Origin of the sequence: Gilliamella sp. Gris3-2, from assembly GCF_001690345.1 — a bacterium.
GTDB classification, from domain to species: domain Bacteria; phylum Pseudomonadota; class Gammaproteobacteria; order Enterobacterales; family Orbaceae; genus Gilliamella; species Gilliamella bombi.
The window spans coordinates 1-18231 of the sequence record NZ_LZHB01000008.1; the positions used below are offsets into that span (position 1 = coordinate 1).

An 18231-nucleotide genomic window follows, 5' to 3' on the forward strand; every position below is an offset into this window, starting at 1 on the left:
CTTTTATCGTTTTAAAAAGGTAGTTGATATAACAAAAATATAATTTTATATATTATTAAGAATAATAATGTTAGAGGGCATGCCAATATGGCACGCTTTTTTTCGATATTAACATCTCATAAAAATTTTAATTTATTTTCGTATTTAACAATTCAATATTTTGTTAATCCATTATTACTTAATCAAAAATCATTAAGCTTAAGCCATTAACTTTTATTAATAGCAAATTTTAAGATTTTTATTAGATTCTTGAAATATTGCTTGCCATAAAACCAAAAATAAATAAAAATACATAAAAAGTGAATAAGTATTCAGTTTGAGGTGGTTGTTAAAATGAAAGAACGTACAACTGAGTTAGTTGATGGCTTAAGACATTCAGTACCTTATATTAATGCACATCATGGTAAAACATTTGTAATTTTGCTCACAGGCGCAGTGTTAAAAAGTAATAATTATTCAAGTATTATCAGTGATATTGGTTTACTTTATAGTCTTGGTATTAAACTTGTTATTGTTAATGGTGCTCGCAATCAGATTGATGAATCTTTAAAAAATCATAATATCACACCTAAATATTATAAAAATACGCGTATTACCGATGCAACAACACTGGACATCATTAAACAAGTTACTGGTTCATTACAACTCAATATTACCGCAAGTTTATCAATGAGTTTAAATAATACTCCATTACAAGGAGCTCATATCAGTGTTGTAAGTGGTAATTTTGTGATTGCACAACCTTTAGGGGTAGATGATGGGATTGATTATTGTCATACAGGTAAAATCCGCCGTATAAACAACGAGGCTATAGCTGAACAACTAGATCGTGGCTCAATTGTGTTACTAGGCCCTGTTGGCGTTTCGGTTACTGGTGAAAGTTTCAATTTAGCGTCTGAGGATGTCGCAACCGAAGTTGCTATTCGCTTAAAAGCGGATAAATTAATCAGTTTTTGCGCTGAACAAGGAGTACTAGATGAAAACGGTCGTGTTATTACCGACCTTTATCCTGTTGATGCGGATAATTATGTCAATAAAAAAGAGCAGCAAGGTAAGCCTTTATCTAGTGAAGCACGTTTTTTACGTGCAGCATCTAAAGCATGCCGTAGTGGGGTCAGACGAAGCCATTTGGTAAGTTATTTGGTTGATGGCTCAATTTTACAAGAATTATTTTCGCGTGATGGGATTGGAACACAAGTAGCGATGGAGCATTCTGAACAAGTGCGTTTAGCAACTATTAACGATATTGGAGGAATTCTAGAACTCATACGCCCACTTGAAGAACAAGGTATTTTGGTTAAACGTTCACGTGAGCAGTTAGAAATGGAGATCGATAAATTTACCATTATTGAACGTGATAATATGACAATTGGTTGTGCAGCGCTTTACCCATATCCTGAAGAAAAAATGGGAGAAATGGCCTGTGTAGCTATTCATCCTGATTATCGCAATTCATCTCGAGGAGATGACTTAATTGAAAAGTTAACAGAAAAAGCAATCCAGTTAGGGCTCGAAAAAATATTTGTTTTAACTACACGTAGTATTCATTGGTTTAGAGAAAAAGGTTTTAACCCTGCAGAAGTTGATAATTTACCGATTAAAAAGAAAAAACTTTATAATTATCAAAGGAATTCTAAAATTTTAATGCTTGATATTCTTTGACCTATATTTAAATAAGGTTGGGAGCGACTAAAATTTCTAATATTATAAATCTGGTATTAAATAATGGGATATTAACGCCAGCTATAAAAAGTAATTAGAATTAGTATGTTACAAAAGTATTTAAAATTTGCATTGTAAATGTTTTTTTTAAGTAAAACCCACGTGGTCGAGTTAAAATAATATCACCATTTTCACCAATTGCTTCCGTAAGAGCTTGCCCATTGGCTGCTTTAGGCCTAATTTGTAAATAAGTACCATATCGAGCAGTAATTTTTTCAACATGCCCTAGTGCTATCATATCCATTAACTCTTCCCAGTCTTGTTTGAGCTGTTGCTCTTGTTTTTTAGTTGGTGTCCACATAATAGGTTTTCCAACTTTTCTATCTGCGAGAGGAATAGTTCTTTCACCTTCTATCGGAATCCAAAGCACTTTTGCAAGTTTATATCTAACATGGCTTGTCTCCCAAATAACACCATGATTAGCCATTAATGGTGTGACACTAACGAAGGTTGTTTCAAGTGGTTTACCGTGTTTATCAACAGGAATAGTTTTAAGCTCTATACCAAGATTAGCAAAATCTTGCTCAGCTTTACTACCAGCATTTGCTCCTAAAAAAGTTTCAATAAGATTGCCTACCCAACCCTTTTGTTTATTTAGATTATTCGGTATAGGTATGTTTAAGTATTGTGCTATCTCGCCAAAAGTATAACCTGCTGCTAACTGAGCTCGTTGCAATAATTCTTGTTCACTATTAGGAAAAAATATAGGCATGGCAAAAATAGTTAACTTACTTGTTAAGAAAACACAGTCAATTATATTGACTGTGAATCTTAAAATAAAGAGTTATTAGCTTAACTTTTCAACCCAACTTGCATAGCTATTAATAATAAGGGCTAAGAATTCTTTACTTTTTTCAGTAATATTACCACTTTCATCAAAAGTAGAAGCTACATTACCAATATAAGCTTCAGGCTGTTGTAATGTCGGCATATCAAGAAATACTAATGATTGACGAAGTTGATGGTTAGCGCCAAACCCACCAATTGCACCTTGTGAAACGGAAACAATTGCAGCGGCTTTTTTAGACCAAATGCTCTTACCATAAGGACGAGAACCAATATCTATTGCATTTTTGATAACAGCAGGAACTCCACGATTATATTCTGGTGTCACAAAAATAACACCCTGACAATCGGCTACTTCTTTGCGGAAACGAGTATAAGAGGCAGGAGGGGTATCATTATCAATATCTTCATTATATAAAGGTAAATCGCCAATTTGAATAATTTGTAATGAAAGTGATGGTGGTGCAATTTTTTGAAAAACTTTTGCTACTTTTAAGTTATAAGAGTCTTTGCGCAAACTTCCTACCAGTACAGCAATTTTTTTACTCATCTTAAATCTCCACTTTTTTATAAGAGGTATTTTTAATACCTCTTAAATTAATAGTATTTGTTAATGTCCTGATGAGTCGACTTTTCGGCCTGCTTCAAATAAGAACCATGCACGTTGTTCTGTTTGATCGATCCACTCTTCAATTAAACTGGCAGTAGCGGTATCATTGTATTTATCACAAATATCATGTGCAACACGCATACGTTCTGTTAGTTTTACATTATCTTGGCATAGCTCGGCAAGCATATCTGATGGTTCAACGAAATCTGCATCATTATCAGAAATACTCTGTAATTTAGCAATGTGACCAATTGAGCGTAGAGTTGTGCCACCTAACTTACGGACACGTTCCGCAATCGGATCTGTCATTGCAAATAGCTCTTCACCTTGATCATCTAGCATTAAGTGGTAATCACGGAAATGAGGACCACTAACATGCCAATGAAAGTTTTTAGTTTTTAAATATAAAGCAAATACATCTGCTAAAACAGAATTCATTGCTCCAGAAATATCTTTTGATGCCTTTTGTCCTAAATCAGTAGGAAACAAAATAGCTGATTGTTGTAGTTTTTTAGCAGAAGCCGTACTTTTAGCCATGATATATTCTCCTTTAAATTGAATAATAAATACCCGTATTGACAAAATTACGCCAACTTAATGTTAATGTCCAATAAAAAACGTTAATTTTTTACTATCATTGCTATTTCAGTAACCTATGGTTTTTTTATCTCTTTCTTCTTTCTTGTTTTTATTTATATGAAACAATATCTTTCAAAATAAAAGAAAATATTTCAAAATGTGATTTAGTTAAAAGTTTTTATATTTCAAAGTTGATAGCATTAATGCGAAATTTAACTCAATAGGAGACAATATGATTGATGCTATTTCATTTGGTGCCGAATGGTTTATTGGTTTATTCCAAGAAGGCGGCAAGGTATTTGTGGGTATGGTAACAAGTATATTACCATTATTAATTTCATTACTCGTTGTGATGAACGCAGTGATTAAATTTATTGGGCAAGAACGTATTGAACGTTTAGCGCAAGCTTGTGCGGGCAATCCTGTTTCTCGATATCTATTATTACCACTTATCGGAACTTTCGTATTTTGTAATCCAATGACATTAAGCCTAGGTCGTTTTATGCCAGAGTTTTACAAACCGAGTTATTATGCAGCTTCATCTTATAGTTGCCATTCAATGAATGGACTCTTTCCACACGTTAACCCTGGTGAACTTTTTGTTTATTTGGGAATAGCTGCTGGTTTAACTACCCTAAATTTACCTTTAGGTCCTCTTGCTGTGAGTTATTTCCTTGTTGGTTTAGGTACTAACTTCTTTAGGGGGTGGATTACTGACTTTTGTACTGCCATTTTTGAAAGAAAAATGGGCATCAAGTTAGAAAGAAAAGTTCATCTATAATAAAAATAAGGAATATAAAAAATGGCAAAATTTATCCACATTGAAAAAGGCGAAGCAGGTTGGGGTGGACCTTTGGAACTTCCAGTTATTGCTGGTAAAAAAATTGTTTATATTGCAGCAGGTACTCGTCCAGCCATAGTTGACATTTTAGTTGATCTAACTGGTTGGGAAGCTATTGATGGTTTTAAAGATGGTGAGCCGCCTAAAGATGAAATTGGCGTTGCTGTGATTGATTGTGGAGGAACATTACGTTGTGGAATTTATCCAAAAAATCGTATACCAACTATCAATATTCATGCCACAGGTAAATCAGGCCCTCTGGCTCAATATATTGTTGAAGATATTTATGTTTCTGCGGTAAAACCTCACAATATCAAACTAATAGAAAAAGAAGGGAATGTTGTAAGCGAACCAGCAACAAACGATAAATCGTCTGAATTTAAAGATTATGACAGCAGCAAAAAAATTACTGAACAAAGCGATGGTTTGTTAGCAAGAATTGGTATCGGTATGGGTTCTGGCGTTGCTGTCTTCTTCCAAGCTGGCCGAGATACAATTGACACTGTACTGAAAACAATACTTCCTTTTATGGCGTTTGTATCGGCACTAATTGGTATCATCATTGCATCTGGATTGGGTAACTTTATTGCGCATGGGCTAGTACCACTGGCAAACAATCCGCTTGGATTGGTTATTTTAGCCTTAATTTGTTCATTTCCATTACTTTCCCCATTCTTAGGTCCTGGTGCGGTTATTGCTCAAGTTATTGGGACATTAGTTGGTGTTCAAATTGGACTTGGTAATATTCCACCGCATTTAGCATTGCCAGCATTATTTGCCATTAATGCACAAGCAGCATGCGACTTTATTCCGGTTGGTTTATCACTTGCTGAAGCTAAACAAGATACAGTTCGAGTAGGGGTACCATCGGTGTTAGTTAGCCGCTTTTTAACCGGTGCGCCAACAGTATTAGTTGCATGGGCGGTATCGTTATTTATCTATCAATAGATTGTCTAAAAAATGGGATGGTTCCATCCCATTTTAAACTAACGTTAAAAATAAAAAGCTTGGATTAAGTGAAAGCAAGAAATAAGAAGGTTAATGATGTCAAATATTATCTATCAATCAAAAATTAGTCAAATTGGTGAGTTTGCTCAAGATGCATTAACTGATGGTATGTTAATCCTGTTTAAAACTGGAGCACCAGCAGATTTAGCGGATTATTGTTTTGTGCATAGTCATGATGATTTAAAACAAGATTTACAAGTTGGGCAGACCATTTATCTAGGTAAACAGAGTTACAAAATTACCGCGGTGGGTGATGTTGCTAGCGTTAATTTCCGTGAATTAGGTCATATCACATTAAAATTTGATAGTAATAATCAAGCCGAATTACCAGGAACCATTCATATAGAAGGTGAAACTCCAAGTCAGCTTTTTGTGGGTGATGAAATTAGAATTGTAAATGATTAAGGAACATAAAAAATGAAACAAGTAGCAGTTGTTATAGGTGGCGGACAAACTCTTGGTGAATTCTTATGTAAAGGTATCGCTGATGCTGGATACAAAGTTGCCGTTGCAGATTTGAATGCCGCTAATGCAAACAAAGTTGCAGATGAAATAAATCAAAAACATGGCGCTGGCACGGCAAAAGGCTTTGTTGTTGATGCAACCAAAGAAGATAGTGTCATCAAGTTAGCACAAGACGTTGAAGCTACATTTAAACATGCTGACTTATTAGTCTACAGTGCAGGAATTGCACGTGCAGCTCCAATTACCAGTTTTGCATTAAGTGATTTTCAATTATCGGTTGATGTCAACTTAACTGGTTATTTCTTATGTGCGCGTGAATTTGCAAAATTAATGGTAAAACATAATACCGCTGGTCGTATTATCCAAATCAATTCGAAATCTGGAAAAGTGGGTAGCAAACATAATTCAGGATACAGCGCAGCCAAATTTGGTGGGGTAGGGTTAACACAATCACTTGCCCTAGATCTTGCTGATTGTGGTATTACTGTAAACTCATTAATGTTAGGTAACTTATTAAAATCCCCTATGTTCCAATCGTTAATACCACAGTATGCTAAAAAATTAGGTATTCCTGAAAACCAAGTGGAACAAGTTTATATTGATAAAGTTCCCTTAAAACGAGGTTGTGATTATCAAGATGTACTTGACGTATTGCTATTTTATGCAAGTGATAAAGCATCATATTGCACAGGGCAATCAATCAACATTACTGGTGGACAAGTGATGTTCTAGTTAAAATAAAGTGCGAAAGTTAATTTAAACTTATCGCACTTTTTATTCTAGCTTAAAAAAATGGAAAAATATTAAATATGACGACTACTCTAGTTGCTATAGCGCTTATTGCTTGGTGTATTCAAATTATTTTTAGTTGGTTTCAAATTCGTCGTTTCAATAAAGCGTTTCTAGCTTTAAAAAAAGGTTGCTACTTAGGTGTTGGTCGTAGTAAAAGTAAACGATTTAGACCAAGAGTATTAATCGCAATTTCATTAGATGAAAATAAAGTTGTGATTGATTCTATCATAATGAAAGGGATCACGGTATTTGCATTGCCTAAATCTATTTCCCAGCTCCATGGCTTATCTGTATCAGAAATAATCCCTGAAAAAATATTTCCAAACGACGTAATATCACAAAGTGCGTTGATTGTTGCCTTAACAGCAAAAAATTAATAATTATCTTTTATTTTGAAAAGTAATTTCTTTCATTATAAAGTATAATGGTTTGCAAAATAAAATTTCCTATATACTAATAATGATGGAATCATAATATGAAAGTAAGGCAACGACAAACAGCTATTTTAGAATACCTGCAAAATAATGGGCAAGTTAGTATTGATGAATTAGTTGAGTATTTCAAAACGACTGGAACTACAATTCGTAAAGATCTCACTCAACTCAGCCAAAGTGGTCTAGTTTTACGTACTTACGGCGGCGCCATGTTAAACCGTGAAATTGGTGATAGAGCTATTGATCATAAAACTTATATCAACATTGCATCTAAAAAATCAATTGCATGCGAAGCAGTTAAATTGATCCACGAAGGTGACTCAATTATTTTTGACTCTGGAAGTACTGTTGCTCAGATGATTCCTATACTGACAAGTTTCAATAATTTGACTATTATGACTAACAGCTTACACATTGTAAATGAACTTGTTGCACATAATAATGATCATACTATTATCTTATCAGGTGGCACTTTTCGCCGTAAATCGGCCTCTTTTCACAGTAACAGTGCATCAACTGCGGCCATATTTGAATCTTACACTTTTGATAAACTATTTATGGGGGCCGATGGGATTGATTTAGTAGGGGGCGTGACAACATTTAATGAAAGCTATCACGGCAGTGTTGCCATGAGTAAAGCTGCGGCAAAATTAATATTATTAGCTGACTCAACCAAGTTTGGCAGGCGTAGTCCTAATGTTGTGTGTGACTTAAATGCTGTTGATACCATCATCACCGACAATAAATTAGATGACAAATATTATGAAGCACTCATACAACGAGGCATCAAAGTCATTAAAGTAGACGTAATTGATAAAGAATAAAAAATAGCATTGTTTAAATGTTGCATTAGCGGGAATCTATTTGAGTGATGCAAATTATTAACAAAACAAATTTAATTTACTCAAAATTAAAAACCCGCTAAAGCTGAGTGGCTAACAAGCGTACCGACTTATCACCTTAAAATAACAATCTAGCACGAATTGTTCCTGGCACGTTTTTCAGTTTAGATAACAACTCTTCAGCCTTACTTTGTTTAACTCTATCGATATCAATAACAACATAACCAATCTGAGGATCAGTTTGTAAATATTGTGCTGAAATATTAAGCCCTTGTTCAGCGAATAACGTATTGATAGCAGTTAGAACACCAGGTTGGTTACGATGAATATTAATAAAACGACTAGAGCCTTTAGCTGGAATAGGTAAAGAGGCTTCAGGAAAATTAACTGCTGAAAGTGTTGCACCAGTATCAGAATATTTAGCTAGTTTACTTGCGACCTCAATCCCAATATTTTCTTGTGCTTCGCTAGTTGAACCACCGATATGCGGAGTAATAATTACATTATCAAATTGACATAATGGAGATTCAAAAGGGTCGTTGTTACTAGCAGGTTCTGTTGGAAAAACATCAATAGCTGCCCCACTGAGTTTATTGGCTTTCAAAGCTTTAGTTAAAGCCTCAAGATCGATAACTTTACCGCGTGAAGCATTGATTAAAATTGCGTCTTGTTTCATTGCATCAATTTCGTTATCACTAATCATTTTGATGGTTGTTGGATTTTCTGGCACATGCATTGAAACAATATCGCTTATTGCTAGTAATTCTTTCATTGTTGAAACTTGTTTAGCATTACCTAAAGGTAGTTTTGTTTCAATATCATAAAAATAAACATTCATCCCTAACGATTCAGCCAAAATACTTAGTTGGCTACCAATATGCCCATAACCAATAATACCCAAATTTTTACCACGAGCTTCGTGTGAACCTGTCGCAATCTTATTCCATTTTCCTCGGTGTGCTTTAGCATTTGCATCTGGTACTCGACGAAGTAATAATATTGCTTCGGCTAATACTAGTTCTGCTACAGATCGCGTATTTGAAAATGGTGCATTAAAAACAGGAATCCCTTTTACTGTCGCTGCATCAAGATCAACTTGGTTGGTACCTATACAAAAACAGCCAATGCCAGCAAGTTTAGGTGCAGAATCGATAATGTCCTTAGTTAATTGTGTTCTTGACCGGATCCCAATAAACCGGACATCTTTCAGAGCTTGCTTAAGTTCTTCAGGCGATAATGCGCTTTTATGATATTCAATATTGGTAAAGCCGGCGGATTTTAATATTTCAATTGCGCTAGGATGAACTCCCTCAAGTAATAAAAACTTATTTTCATCTTTGGTTAAAGTTTGAATAACCATTATTTCCTCTCTTTCCTTCAGCATACAAATTGGTACTTATAATTAAATACCATTATTAACTTTATTGTTGTAAATGATTTTATCTCAGCTCTTTTACACCCGTACTGCATCCAACAAGCGCAATATCAGCGCCTTTATTGGCAAATAATCCAACAGTAACCACACCTGAAATGCTATTAATTCGGTTTTCAAGCTCCATTGGTTTGGCAATGACAAGATCATGAACATCTAAAATCACATTACCATTATCAGTTATAACGCCTTGACGATATATTGGTTTACCGCCCAGCTTATATAACTCACGAGCAACATAGGAACGTGCCATTGGGATCACTTCAACCGGTAATGGGAATTTACCTAATACATCAACAACTTTTGATTCATCAACAATACAAATAAATTGTTTAGCAATGGCTGAAACAATTTTTTCGCGCGTTAAAGCTGCGCCACCACCTTTAATCATTTGCAACTGGTGATTAATTTCATCTGCACCATCGACATAGACATCCAAATAATCGACTTCATTACAATCGAGAACAGGAATACCATAGCTTTTTAATTTTTGGGTGGATGCTTCCGAACTAGATACAGTGCCTTTGATTTGATCTTTTATTGTAGCTAATGCATCAATAAAATGGGATGCGGTGGAGCCTGTTCCTACACCAATAAAAGAATCGGGTTTGATAAATTTTAAGGCTGACCAGCCTACGGCTTTTTTTAACTCGTCTTGTGTCATAAGAACCCCCTATTTTGAGGATAATTTTTCTTAAAAAAATAAAATTTTGAAAGCAAAATTGTTGAAGATATGGCATAGTACCCAATTAGAAAGCAAAAATCATTAGGATTTTAAGAATTAAATCAACTTTGTGATATGTTTAAAACTTATTACGATATTAAAGTAGATTTAATATTTGAGCAATGATTAAATCATTAATAAAGAGATTATGAAGCGTCCAGATTATAGAGCGTTACAAGCATTAGATGCGGTGATAAAGGAACGAGGATTTGAAAGAGCTGCTGATAAATTGTGTATTACACAACCTGCGGTTTCGCAACGTATCAAACAATTAGAAAGCTTTTTTGGTCAACAACTGCTAGTTAGGACCATTCCTCCGAAAGCAACCAAACAAGGTGAGCACCTGCTTGGCTTATTACATCAAGTTGAATTATTAGAACAGCAATGGTTAGGTGATAACGAGCAAAATGCCACACCGTTGTCGTTATCTATTGCGATTAATGCTGATTCTTTAGCAACTTGGTTTTTACCTGCGTTAAAACCAGTTTTAGATAAAAATATCTTACGTTTTGATATTCAAGTCAAAGATGAAGAACATACGTTAGAATTATTGCGTTTAGGGACAGTAGTTGGTGCGATTAGCATTCAAGCTAATCCTTTACCAGGTTGCTTGTCTGATTTATTAGGTGCTTTAGACTATATTTTTGTGGCTTCACCTGATTTTGCTAAAAAGTACTTTCCAACTGGGGTAACTCGATCATCTTTATTAAAAGCGCCTGCTGTTGCATTCGATCATTTAGATGATATGCATCAGGCCTTCTTACAAGAAAACTTTAACCTTACGCCAGGTAGTGTAATTTGCCATATCACTAGTTCATCTGAAGCTTTTGTGCAATTAGCTAAACAAGGTTCGGCCTGCTGTATGTTACCAAAGTTGCAAGTTGAGCAAGAATTAAAAAATGGTGAGTTAATTAACTTAACTGATGGGTTATATCAAAGACGTATGCTATATTGGCATCGTTTTGCTCCTGAAAGTAGTGTAATGCAAAATATCTCTGAAACCTTGATTCGTTATGCACAACAAACATTATCATAGCCTCAGGATTTAGATCACAAATAATAGATAAATTAAGTGATTTTTATACTGAAACACATACTTACCTGAAACTTTTTAACAAAATAAAGTCTATATTTAAAGAGCTGAAGATATGAGCCAATTAAAAAATGATCGTTATTTACGAGCTTTACAATGTTTGCCTGTAGACTATACACCAGTTTGGATGATGCGACAGGCTGGTCGTTATTTACCTGAGTATCGTCAATTAAGATCAAAAGCGGGTGATTTTATGACGATGTGTCAAACGCCAGAATTAGCTTGTGAGGTCACCTTACAACCATTACAACGATTTGAGCTTGATGCTGCTATTATTTTCTCTGATATTTTAACAATCCCTGATGCTATGGGGCTTGGCCTATATTTTGAATCGGGTGAAGGACCTAAATTTAAAAAATCGATATCTTGCATATCAGATATTGAACAATTACCCATCCCAGATCCAGAGCAATCACTTAAATATGTGATGGATGCGATTCGATTAACAAAAAAAGAACTCAATGGTAAAGTTCCACTAATTGGTTTTTCGGGAAGCCCATGGACACTAGCCACCTACATGATTGAAGGAGGCAGTAGCAAAGCATTCACCAAAATTAAAAAGATGCTTTATAGTGAGCCCAAAGCATTGCATCAACTACTTGAAAAACTTGCAAACAGTATCGCATTATATTTAAATGCACAAATTCAAGCGGGAGCACAATCGATTATGATTTTTGATACTTGGGGCGGCGTATTAAGTCATCAAAGCTATCAAACATTTTCACTTGACTATATGCAACAGATCTTATCGCAATTAAAACAAGGTAAAAAAAGTCAAGATATAACCTCGTACATTCCTGTTACTTTATTTACTAAAGGAGGAGGAATATGGCTTGATCGTATTATTAATACAGGTTGTGATGCGGTGGGAGTGGATTGGACTGTAAATTTAAGCCAGATTGCTCAAAAAGGGAAAATAGCAGTACAAGGGAATTTAGATCCTTCCGTTTTATATGCAGGAAAGCAAACAATTGAATCCAATGTAGAGGCCGTTCTTAATGAATATGGCTATCACAATGGGCATGTTTTTAATTTAGGGCATGGTATTCACCAAGATATCCCTGTAGATAATGTACAGCATTTGATTGAAGCGGTACATCGACTATCAAAAAGGTTTCATCATGATTAAAAATCCTGTTCAATTAAGGCTAGAAAAGTTACCACAATGGAAACAACGTCTATTTATGGTCTGCTTATGTGAACGAATGTATCCCAACTTTGTTTTTTATTGTCATCAACAACAAAATGAAGATGATGCTAAAAATTACAAAAAAATACTGGATTTAGTTTGGGAATCGCTATTAGTTGAAGATGTAAAAATTAATTTTGATTTACAGCTTGAGAAATTAGAACTCATTATTCCAACTGTAACTGATGATAGTCCTTATATGGTTTATCCAGCCATCGATGCTTGTCATGCACTTGGCGAGGTCTTACACTCTTACTTGAGTGGTGAAATCGCTGAACATATCGCTAAAGTCAGTAGTATATCAGCAACTACAGTTGCTGAATTTGAAATGACCAAAACAAATGTTACTCTTTCAGAAGATGAACAACAAACTTTGCCTAGTGTTATTGATGAATTTGATTTGCAGTGGGAAATATTTCGATTGCTACGCGAAGAAAATAATGAAATGAATGAGTTGATAAAAGGCTTGAAAGATGAAATTCGAGCAGCGGGAACTAGTAATATTGGTGTTTTTTTGAGCTATCAAGGCGTTTAAAGTGTAATTTTTAAAATTTTTATTAAATTTTTCTTTAATATTGGACAAATATAGACTACATTTAACAGCAATGTAATCTAAGCAACGTTTACAGTAACGACGCTAAAATATTAAGTTTTAGCTTCGTTTATAATGTTAACTTTAACAATAAAATAATATGTAAGGATATACCCATGAATAAAACAGAACTTGTCGACGCTATTGCTAGCAAAGCTGATATTACCAAAGTAGCTGCAAAAACGGCGTTGGAAGCTACATTAGCCGCTATTACTGAATCATTGAAAGCTGGTGAGCCAGTTCAATTAGTTGGTTTTGGTACATTTAAAGTTAATTCTCGTAAAGCTCGTACTGGTCGTAATCCAAAAACTGGTAAAGAAATTAAAATTGCAGCAAGTAAAGTACCAGCATTCGTATCAGGTAAAACTTTAAAAGAGGCAATCAAATAAGTTGCTTTTTCTTACTGTCAACTTGATTGATAGAAGTATTAGGTCATAGGGTATAGTCTTATGACCTTATCAACTCAATAAAAATACATTATTTTAAGGCAAATTGCTTTCGCTTTTTCTTGTTTATAAGTAGTATTAGAACCAAATTAAAATTATATTACTAATAATTTTAAGTGGTTATTTCAACCCATTTCGCTTGTAATATATCAATCAAATCTTGAGGCGCAATTTCAATTTCTAATCCTCTTCGCCCGCCTGATATAAACATTGTTGTGTGCTCACTTGCACTTAAATCAATGAGTGTGGGTAGTTGCTGTTTTTGACCGAGTGGACTAATTCCTCCCACCAAATAACCTGTTACCTTTTGAGCTAAATTAGGATCAGCTAAATCTATTTTTTTACATTTTAGTGCTTTTGCGACTTTTTTAAGATCCAAATGTCTATCGACGGGCAATACACAAACCGCTAACGTCTTATTATTACCGTTTAAACTTACAATCAAGGTTTTAAATACCTGTGTAGCTGTAACATTCAAACTGGGATCAAGTTTATTAACCGCTTCTTGCCCGTAGTTAGTTTGGTTGGGATCGTGTTTATATTGGTGGATATTAAATTTGATTTTTAGCTTTTTAAGTAAATCAATTGCTGGAGTCATAGCTTTTATCCAATAGATTTAGTTAAATCAAAATAGTATATGGTAAGCGATATCCTTACCAAAATAGAGTTGGTAAGGAAATGAATAACAATTAAAGAATTAATTAGTGGTCTTCTTTATTTTTATCATCATTGCTAGTAGACGGTGCTGCTGAGTTAGAGGCACTATTTGCTAGCGTATAAAGACGATAGAAAAAGCTAGTAACAAAAATATCAAAAAAGATACTACAGAAAGAGAAGATGGTATCAAGGACAAAATTGTCACTATCGAACGCAATAGCTAATTGAGTAAAAACCATCACGAATGCTAGGAAGATTAATACCATCAAAATAGCTGAGCGCCACTGGGTTTTTGATGACTGAATGCTTAATGAAAGTGAGTCAAGAATATTGTTTTGACCAGGTTCAACCAGCGAAGCAAAAAAGAAGTTACAAAAGATAATTAAAATTAGAATTGGAATCAGTAGTACTAAAAAAATTAATATAAAAATAAGTTCTTTAGGTAAAAGCAAATTTAAACTAATAAGTACTATAGATAACATAAATGAGACTAAAAATATAAAGACTCCAATGATAAGATAAAAAAGAATAATTTTTAATGTATTTGATAACGCTTTAGACAGTAATAGATTTAAATTAAGTTTATCGCTGATATAAAGGTTAGAAATAGTTGCTATACTAATTGCTTTTAAAATAATGCTAATTAATAATGTCAACATCACGAATAAAACATAGTTAGTTAAATTTTGTGAAAAATAGATTTGTTCAGCTAGATTTTGTTTGTCAAAGAAAGAATTAAAAAACGCATGAATTAAAGCTAGCGTTAGACTAACAAGAACAAATTGCGTAATGCGATTACGAATAAAATTGCATGTTTGTATAAAAACTAAAGAAAAAGAGATTTTTTTTTGCATTTCTATGTAAGTTCCTTATATGTGGTAACTGATTTAGTTACCACTATTATTTTTGAATGATTAAATTCGTAAATTAAGCTTGCAATAATGAAATATCCGCAACTTTTAAGAATAAATTTTGTAGCTTTTTCAAAAGTGCTAATCGATTAAGCCTAATCCCTTCATTGTCAACCATAACCATGACAGAATCAAAAAACGCATTCACTGCCTCTTTTAATGACGATAATTCAATTAACGCATCTTGATAACGGCTTTCACTAAAATACGGTGAAAGTTTATCGGTTAAAATCGCCAATTTTTTAGCTAATTCACCTTCTGCGCCTGTCTCTAGCAAGGCTGCATTGATCTGCTCAGGAATAGTAACCTCAATTTTAGATAAAATATTTGACACACGCTTATTAGCTTCGGCTAATGACGAGGCTTCGGGCAAGGTTCTAAAGTGAGTGACTGCCTTAACGCGTGCATCAAAATCAGCGGGTTTAGTTGGATTCAGTGCTAAAACTGCTTGAATCGTATCAATTGCAAAGCCTTGTTCTTGATACCAAGCTCGGAAACGACCCTGCATAAAATTAACAATATCGTCAACTACGTTTTTATTATTAAGCTTATCGCCATATAATGATGCGGCATAATTGGCTAATTCAACTAGATCTAAAGGCAGTGCCTTTTCAACAATAATACGTAAAACACCAATAGCAGCGCGACGCAATGCAAAAGGATCTTTATCACCTTTAGGATGCTGACCAATACCAAAAATGCCGGCTAAAGTATCCAATTTTTCAGCGATAGAAACTGAACAAGAAACAGCAGTACTTGGTAATTCATCACCAGCAAAACGCGGTTTATATTGTTCTTCAATGGCGGTTGCAACTTCAATACTTTCGCCATCTTTAAGGGCCAAATAACGTCCCATAATACCTTGTGTTTCAGGGAATTCAAAAACAGTATTAGTCACTAAATCGCATTTTGTTAATTTGCCCGCTCGTTTGGCTTGCTCAACATCAGCCCCAATTTTATCGGCAATAAAGCCAGATAACGATTCAATGCGAATTGCTTTATCCTTAACTGTTCCAAGCTGTTGTTGAAATAAAACTGTTTCAAGACGAGGCAAACGGTCTTCTAAACGTTGTTTTAAATCAGTTTGATAAAAGAATTCAGCATCGGCAAGGCGAGGGCGAACCACTTTCTCATTACCTGAAATTACAACTTGGGGATCTTTTGACTCAATATTAGCCACAAAAATAAAGTTTGGTAATAATTTGCCTTGTTTGTCATAAACAGGAAAGTATTTTTGATCGCCTTTCATGGTATAAACCAATGATTCAGCAGGAACCTCTAAAAATCGCTCCTCAAATTTAGCAGTTAACACAACAGGCCATTCAACTAGAGAGGAAACTTCTTCAAGCAAATTATCTGTTAAATCTGCTTTACCATTTAATTTTGCAGCTTCTTCTTCAGCTTGTTGTTTAATAATAGATTTACGTTTATCGTAGTCAGCAATTACCTTACCACGTTGTTCCAAAATTTCAGGATACTGGTCTGCATTATCAATAGTGAACTCTTGCTCACCCATAAAACGATGGCCACGAATAATACGATCTGATTTAATCTCTAAAATCGTACCAGGCACAAGCTCATCACCATACAACATGGTAACAGTATGACATGGACGAATAAATTCAACTTGGCGAGCCGCCCAATGCATTGGTTTAGGGATAGGTAATTTGCTTAATGCGGTTTTAACCATATCACATAACAAATTAACAACTGGCTGACCTTTTTGATTTTGAGTATAAGAAAGCCATTCACCTTTATCAGTTTGTATACGCTCAGCCTGATCAACTGTAATACCACAACCACGAGCCCAACCCTCAGCAGCTTTAGTTGCATTGCCATTGGCATCAAAGGCTGCGCTGACCGCAGGACCACGTTTAACAATTTGGCTATCGGGTTGCGTATCATTCAAATTTAAAACTTTTAATGCTAAACGGCGAGGCGATGCATACCAAAGCACTTCACCATGTTCCAAATTGGCATTATCAAGCTGTTGTATAAAATTAGCCGCAAAGCTTTCTGCTAACGTGCGGAGTGATTTGGGTGGTAACTCTTCGGTACCAATTTCCACTAAAAATGTTTTTTGCATAATCTTCTAATTCCTACTTTGATGCACTTTCGTTCGATTGTGAATTTTGGCACATAGGGAAGCCAAGTGCTTCGCGAGATGCGTAATAGGCTTCCGCCACCATTTTGGTTAATGTTCTGATGCGCAAAATATAACGTTGTCGCTCAGTTACTGAAATCGCTTTACGAGCATCAAGTAAATTAAAACAGTGGGCCGCTTTTAAGATGCGTTCATAAGCAGGTAGTGGTAGTGGTTTTTCTAACTCAAGCAAAAACTTGGCTTCTTTTTCGTGTTGTTCAAAACAATAAAATAAAAATTCAACATTGGCGTATTCAAAATTATAAGTGGACTGCTCAACCTCGTTTTGATGAAACACATCACCATAGGTTGTTTTACCAAATGCTCCATCACTCCAAACCAAATCATAAACACTATCCACGCCTTGAATATACATTGCTAAGCGCTCAAGTCCATAAGTGATTTCACCAGTAACTGGTTTACATTCAAGCCCACCAATTTGTTGAAAATAAGTAAATTGGGTTACTTCCATACCATTTAACCAAACTTCCCATCCAAGCCCCCAAGCACCAAGGGTTGGGTTTTCCCAATTATCTTCAACAAAACGGATATCATTAACAGTTGGATCAAGACCTAATTGTTTTAACGAACCTAAATAAAGCTCTTGAATATTATCAGGAGAAGGTTTTAAGATAACTTGAAATTGATAATAATGCTGAAGCCTGTTTGGATTCTCGCCATAGCGGCCATCGGTTGGGCGGCGAGATGGTTGAACATAAGCTGCATTAATAGGTTCTGGCCCAAGCGCTCGTAGGCAAGTCATCGGGTGAGACGTTCCCGCACCGACTTCCATATCCAAAGGCTGAATCACAGTGCATCCCTGATTAGCCCAGTAGTCTTGTAACGTAAGAATTAACCCCTGAAAGGTTTTGACATTAAACTTTTGCATGATGTTATCTTTATGGTTGAATTGGTTTTTCGATAATTTAAATAGTGCTATATATTATACTTTTTATCAATACTTG

Annotated in this window: 20 protein-coding genes; 11 read left to right on the forward strand and 9 right to left on the reverse strand. The window is 34.9% G+C overall.

Features of this window, described 5'->3' with window-relative positions; translation table 11 throughout:
- Positions 1-333: 333 nt before the first annotated feature.
- Complete coding sequence (gene argA, locus A9G32_RS01475; protein ID WP_065590277.1) at positions 334-1662, forward strand: amino-acid N-acetyltransferase; 1329 nt, start codon at positions 334-336, stop codon at positions 1660-1662.
- 100 nt (positions 1663-1762) lie between these two features.
- Here the strand turns inward: argA and mutH are convergent, their stop codons facing one another.
- The 3 genes from mutH to A9G32_RS01490 form a co-directional block, all read right to left on the reverse strand.
- On the reverse strand, positions 1763-2434 hold the full coding sequence (gene mutH / locus A9G32_RS01480) for a DNA mismatch repair endonuclease MutH (protein ID WP_141672740.1): 672 nt from the start codon (positions 2432-2434) through the stop codon (positions 1763-1765).
- Positions 2435-2509: 75 nt separating this feature from the next.
- Positions 2510-3058 (reverse strand): NADPH-dependent FMN reductase, encoded by a 549-nt coding sequence (locus tag A9G32_RS01485; RefSeq protein WP_065590279.1) that lies wholly within the window; start codon positions 3056-3058, stop codon positions 2510-2512.
- 60 nt (positions 3059-3118) lie between these two features.
- Complete coding sequence (locus tag A9G32_RS01490) at positions 3119-3655, reverse strand: Dps family protein (RefSeq protein WP_034913453.1); 537 nt, start codon at positions 3653-3655, stop codon at positions 3119-3121.
- A gap of 274 nt (positions 3656-3929) precedes the next feature.
- On the opposite strand from A9G32_RS01490, the gene srlA reads away from it, so the two are divergent.
- The 6 genes from srlA (at position 3930) to srlR (ending at position 8061) form a co-directional block, all read left to right on the forward strand.
- Entirely contained in the window at positions 3930-4478 is a 549-nt protein-coding gene (gene srlA / locus A9G32_RS01495) for a PTS glucitol/sorbitol transporter subunit IIC (protein WP_034913455.1), read from the forward strand.
- A gap of 21 nt (positions 4479-4499) precedes the next feature.
- Positions 4500-5486 carry a PTS glucitol/sorbitol transporter subunit IIB gene (gene srlE / locus A9G32_RS01500; RefSeq protein ID WP_065590280.1) on the forward strand — a complete coding sequence of 329 codons (987 nt, stop codon included), beginning with the start codon at positions 4500-4502 and terminating at the stop codon, positions 5484-5486.
- A gap of 96 nt (positions 5487-5582) precedes the next feature.
- Positions 5583-5951: a PTS glucitol/sorbitol transporter subunit IIA gene (locus A9G32_RS01505; protein WP_065590281.1), complete on the forward strand. Its 369-nt coding sequence runs from the start codon at positions 5583-5585 to the stop codon at positions 5949-5951.
- A 12-nt stretch (positions 5952-5963) separates the two neighbouring features.
- Entirely contained in the window at positions 5964-6743 is a 780-nt protein-coding gene (gene srlD, locus A9G32_RS01510; protein ID WP_065590282.1) for a sorbitol-6-phosphate dehydrogenase, read from the forward strand.
- Positions 6744-6820: 77 nt separating this feature from the next.
- On the forward strand, positions 6821-7180 hold the full coding sequence (gutM, locus tag A9G32_RS01515; RefSeq protein WP_065590283.1) for a transcriptional regulator GutM: 360 nt from the start codon (positions 6821-6823) through the stop codon (positions 7178-7180).
- A 98-nt stretch (positions 7181-7278) separates the two neighbouring features.
- Complete coding sequence (gene srlR, locus A9G32_RS01520; protein WP_065590284.1) at positions 7279-8061, forward strand: glucitol operon DNA-binding transcriptional repressor SrlR; 783 nt, start codon at positions 7279-7281, stop codon at positions 8059-8061.
- Positions 8062-8197: 136 nt separating this feature from the next.
- Here the strand turns inward: srlR and serA are convergent, their stop codons facing one another.
- The gene (serA, locus tag A9G32_RS01525; RefSeq protein ID WP_065590285.1) at positions 8198-9439 is read right to left on the reverse strand and encodes a phosphoglycerate dehydrogenase; all 1242 of its coding nucleotides are present in this window, start codon (positions 9437-9439) and stop codon (positions 8198-8200) included.
- A gap of 79 nt (positions 9440-9518) precedes the next feature.
- Complete coding sequence (rpiA, locus tag A9G32_RS01530) at positions 9519-10175, reverse strand: ribose-5-phosphate isomerase RpiA (RefSeq protein WP_065590286.1); 657 nt, start codon at positions 10173-10175, stop codon at positions 9519-9521.
- A 208-nt stretch (positions 10176-10383) separates the two neighbouring features.
- Between rpiA and A9G32_RS01535 the strand changes: the two genes are divergently transcribed.
- The 4 genes from A9G32_RS01535 to A9G32_RS01550 all read left to right on the forward strand — a co-directional run bounded on the left by A9G32_RS01535 (position 10384) and on the right by A9G32_RS01550 (position 13498).
- Positions 10384-11271 (forward strand): LysR family transcriptional regulator ArgP, encoded by an 888-nt coding sequence (locus A9G32_RS01535; RefSeq protein ID WP_065590287.1) that lies wholly within the window; start codon positions 10384-10386, stop codon positions 11269-11271.
- Between the two features lie 112 nt (positions 11272-11383).
- On the forward strand, positions 11384-12457 hold the full coding sequence (gene hemE / locus A9G32_RS01540) for a uroporphyrinogen decarboxylase (RefSeq protein ID WP_065590288.1): 1074 nt from the start codon (positions 11384-11386) through the stop codon (positions 12455-12457).
- Positions 12450-13052, forward strand: a complete 603-nt coding sequence (locus A9G32_RS01545) for a YjaG family protein (protein WP_065590289.1) — start codon at positions 12450-12452, stop codon at positions 13050-13052. Before hemE ends, A9G32_RS01545 begins: the two co-directional genes overlap by 8 nt.
- Positions 13053-13225: 173 nt before the next feature.
- Positions 13226-13498, forward strand: coding sequence for an HU family DNA-binding protein (locus A9G32_RS01550; protein WP_034912351.1), 273 nt, complete (start codon positions 13226-13228; stop codon positions 13496-13498).
- A 169-nt stretch (positions 13499-13667) separates the two neighbouring features.
- Here A9G32_RS01550 and ybaK read toward each other — a convergent pair whose 3' ends face one another.
- The 4 genes from ybaK to glyQ all read right to left on the reverse strand — a co-directional run bounded on the left by ybaK (position 13668) and on the right by glyQ (position 18155).
- Positions 13668-14153 (reverse strand): Cys-tRNA(Pro) deacylase, encoded by a 486-nt coding sequence (gene ybaK / locus A9G32_RS01555; RefSeq protein WP_065590290.1) that lies wholly within the window; start codon positions 14151-14153, stop codon positions 13668-13670.
- Between the two features lie 103 nt (positions 14154-14256).
- On the reverse strand, positions 14257-15066 hold the full coding sequence (locus A9G32_RS01560; protein WP_065590291.1) for a hypothetical protein: 810 nt from the start codon (positions 15064-15066) through the stop codon (positions 14257-14259).
- Positions 15067-15139: 73 nt separating this feature from the next.
- Positions 15140-17212 carry a glycine--tRNA ligase subunit beta gene (glyS, locus tag A9G32_RS01565; protein ID WP_065590292.1) on the reverse strand — a complete coding sequence of 691 codons (2073 nt, stop codon included), beginning with the start codon at positions 17210-17212 and terminating at the stop codon, positions 15140-15142.
- Positions 17213-17222: 10 nt separating this feature from the next.
- Positions 17223-18155, reverse strand: a complete 933-nt coding sequence (glyQ, locus tag A9G32_RS01570) for a glycine--tRNA ligase subunit alpha (RefSeq protein WP_065590293.1) — start codon at positions 18153-18155, stop codon at positions 17223-17225.
- Positions 18156-18231: the final 76 nt, after the last annotated feature.